Here is a 1,521-nt window from a genome sequence, read left to right as displayed (position 1 = left end):
TGTCGGGGGGGCGTGTGAATACCTTTGGGATGAGAAAACCCAGTGGGTTCAATTCGACGCAAACCCAGCGCGGAAGTGATGTGCTAGGTTTTCTGCTATGAGGATTCTCAGCCAGGAAAGCAATGACCCCTACGGTGCGGTCGAGTTGGTGATTGCTTTGCATGATTGTGGCTCGGATATGAACGTGTGGAGCCTGGATGTTGCGGGGGAGGGGCGCATGTTTTTTGAGGTGGCTGATGATGCTGATGCTTTAGACATCGTGGATGCTGCGTTTTATGCGCGGCGGTTGATGAAGGAGGGGAAGTGAGTGAAGTAAAGCGTTTCCGAAAGAAGCCGGTGATTATTGAGGCAATGCTATGGGACGGAACAGCGGAAGACGCCACGCCAGTAATCAATTGGGTTCTTGATTATGACGGGACGGCGACATGGCGCGATCGGTTTGAGCCAAGCGGTAACTGCATCCGAATATCGACGCTTGAGGGAGTTATGACGGCCAGCCCCGGCGACTGGATCATTCGTGGCGTGCAGGGCGAGTTCTACCCGTGCAAGCCAGACATCTTTGCTGCGACTTACGAGGAGGTCACCAATGGCTAAGGCGGGCGATATGAAGATGGAAGTGGGGCTTGATCGTGTGAGCCGGGATACGATCCGCTCACTGGTGACGGCGATTGATCGCTTGAGTGATGCGGTGCTGGGTGGTGTTGACCCGGAGGTTTTGTCGGATGATCCTGCCCATGTTGCGACGCTGCGGCGGCTGGTGGAGGATGTGAAGGCCAATAAGCCCAACCCCGCCTGCATTGAGCGAGACGGCAGAGTGATTAGGGATGTCTCCATATCACGCGAGCGCTCTCAGTGGCTTAGCGGTCAAGCAAGGGCGGCTGGCTATGGAACTGACTGAAACCCCTACGGAGTATACGGCCCGCTATGCAAAAGTGGTGGGGAGCGTGCAGGAGGCTTTTGTGTTTGTGATGTCTCACATGGATAAGGTGGGCAATGATCCGCAGGTGATTATTAGTCCTTTGCATATCCATGAGCATGATGAGATGGGTGATGCGGTTGAGGGTGGTCGCATGTTTGAGATGTCGGTGGCGGGCATGGTTGAGTTGCCAGAGATGGCCTAATGGTATATGCCATGAAAGGTGACACGATTGATCCCAACACTGGCCTGCGGGTAAATGTCCATGACCCCGTAGACCACCCCGCCCATTACACGTCGCACCCGTCTGGCATTGAGGCTATTCAGGTGACGGAGCATATGGGTTTTTGTTTGGGTAATGCGGTGAAGTATATTTGGCGTGCTGATTTGAAGGCGGATGCGTTGGAGGATTTGCGTAAGGCGGCGTGGTATGTCCAGCGTGAGATTGAGCGGCGCGAAAAGGTGGTACAGTAGTTCCACACCGCCGTTTCCTTCGTGATTCGGTTGCCCTCACCTTTTATGGGTGGGGGCTTTTTCTTTTGGTAGACTGGCTTTGACAGTGCCCCTCCGAGCCTCTTCACAATGCTGAAATGGGAGGGGCCATT

The 1,521-nt window shown here is 54.6% G+C and carries 5 protein-coding genes; all 5 read left to right on the top strand.

The window, feature by feature from the left end:
- The first annotated feature begins 97 nt into the window (after nucleotides 1-97).
- The 5 genes from V6D20_20735 to V6D20_20715 are packed head-to-tail and all read left to right on the top strand — an operon-like array spanning nucleotide 98 to nucleotide 1,390.
- Nucleotides 98-307, top strand: a complete 210-nt coding sequence (locus V6D20_20735; protein HEY9818206.1) for a hypothetical protein — start codon at nucleotides 98-100, stop codon at nucleotides 305-307.
- Nucleotides 304-594 carry a hypothetical protein gene (locus V6D20_20730; GenBank protein HEY9818205.1) on the top strand — a complete coding sequence of 97 codons (291 nt, stop codon included), beginning with the start codon at nucleotides 304-306 and terminating at the stop codon, nucleotides 592-594. Before V6D20_20735 ends, V6D20_20730 begins: the two co-directional genes overlap by 4 nt.
- Complete coding sequence (locus V6D20_20725) at nucleotides 587-898, top strand: hypothetical protein (protein HEY9818204.1); 312 nt, start codon at nucleotides 587-589, stop codon at nucleotides 896-898. Before V6D20_20730 ends, V6D20_20725 begins: the two co-directional genes overlap by 8 nt.
- Entirely contained in the window at nucleotides 885-1,121 is a 237-nt protein-coding gene (locus V6D20_20720) for a hypothetical protein (GenBank protein HEY9818203.1), read from the top strand. Before V6D20_20725 ends, V6D20_20720 begins: the two co-directional genes overlap by 14 nt.
- An 11-nt stretch (nucleotides 1,122-1,132) precedes the next feature.
- A complete protein-coding gene (locus V6D20_20715) occupies nucleotides 1,133-1,390 on the top strand; it encodes a DUF3310 domain-containing protein (protein ID HEY9818202.1) in 258 nt (85 codons plus the stop codon).
- Nucleotides 1,391-1,521: the final 131 nt, after the last annotated feature.

The sequence above is a fragment of the Candidatus Obscuribacterales bacterium genome (assembly GCA_036703605.1).
Taxonomy (GTDB): domain Bacteria; phylum Cyanobacteriota; class Cyanobacteriia; order RECH01; family RECH01; genus RECH01.
The sequence above is the reverse complement of the archived record's forward strand: the minus strand, read 5'-3'. Positions and strand labels throughout refer to the sequence as shown.

Bases quoted from the DNA above. Each gene is read 5' to 3' on its own strand.
- V6D20_20735 (HEY9818206.1), top strand. From the start codon at position 98: ATGAGGATTCTCAGCCAGGAAAGCAATGACCCCTACGGTGCGGTCGAG.
- V6D20_20725 (HEY9818204.1), top strand. From the start codon at position 587: ATGGCTAAGGCGGGCGATATGAAGATGGAAGTGGGGCTTGATCGTGTG.
- V6D20_20720 (HEY9818203.1), top strand. From the start codon at position 885: ATGGAACTGACTGAAACCCCTACGGAGTATACGGCCCGCTATGCAAAA.
- V6D20_20715 (HEY9818202.1), top strand. From the start codon at position 1,133: ATGAAAGGTGACACGATTGATCCCAACACTGGCCTGCGGGTAAATGTC.